The organism is Catenulispora pinisilvae (genome assembly GCF_015356865.1).
Classification (GTDB): domain Bacteria; phylum Actinomycetota; class Actinomycetes; order Streptomycetales; family Catenulisporaceae; genus Catenulispora; species Catenulispora pinisilvae.
Window position 1 is genome coordinate 1 of sequence record NZ_JAAFZA010000551.1, and the last position, 757, is coordinate 757.

1 protein-coding gene is annotated in these 757 nt (G+C 66.2%); it reads left to right on the plus strand.

Translation table 11 applies throughout. The features are described 5' to 3' along the window. The first annotated feature begins 94 nt into the window (after window positions 1-94). Window positions 95-751: a TetR/AcrR family transcriptional regulator gene (locus tag IZR01_RS49410; RefSeq protein ID WP_194900167.1), complete on the plus strand. Its 657-nt coding sequence runs from the start codon at window positions 95-97 to the stop codon at window positions 749-751. The last annotated feature ends 6 nt before the right edge of the window (window positions 752-757 follow it).

Sequence of the window (757 nt, forward strand, 5' to 3'; positions counted from 1 at the left end):
GTCGGGGGCGGGGTGTAGTCGGTCACAGCGGTGCCACCTCCGGGAGGACTAACATGAGTCATCCTCAGGTTAGCGGGCGGAGGAGAATAGGGGAATGGAATCCACGACCGAGCCCGCGACGGGACTCCGGCGCCGCCCCATGCAGCGGCGCAGCGCCGAGCGCTACGAGCGGATCCTCAACGTGTGCGCCGAACTCCTCGACGAGCTCGGCTTCGCCGGCCTGACCACCACCGCGGTCGCCAAACGCGCCGAAGTCCCGATCGGCACCGTGTACCAGTTCTTCGCGGACAAGAGCGCCCTGGTACACGCCCTCGCCGCACGAAACCTCGAGAACTACATGGGCCGCCTGGAGCGTCGCTACAGCGAGGCGGTGCCTAGCTCAGTGGAGGCGGTCGTAGACGTCGCCATCGACGAATTCGTGGATATGCGCCGCACCCAACCCGGCTTCGGCGTCCTGGACTTCGGCGCCGGAAGCGAATGGTCGGAGGCGGACCCGCGGGACCTGTACCTGTTGGACGAGACCGTCGAGAACAACACGGCAGTAGCGCGGCGCCTGCGGATGCTGACGCCCTTCCTGGACTCCTCCCGCGCCGACACCGCCGAGATCGAGCTGGCGCTGCGGGTGACGATGGAGGCTGCGGATGCGGTGCTGCAACTGGCTTTTCGGGCTGATCCGGAGGGGGATGCGGGGCTGATTGCGGAGTGTAAGAAGCTGTTGGTGGGTTATTTGGGGGCTTATTACGTGGGGTGATGGGTT

Excerpts from the sequence above, each read along its gene's own strand:
- IZR01_RS49410 (WP_194900167.1), top strand. The coding sequence starts at position 95 with ATGGAATCCACGACCGAGCCCGCGACGGGACTCCGGCGCCGCCCCATG.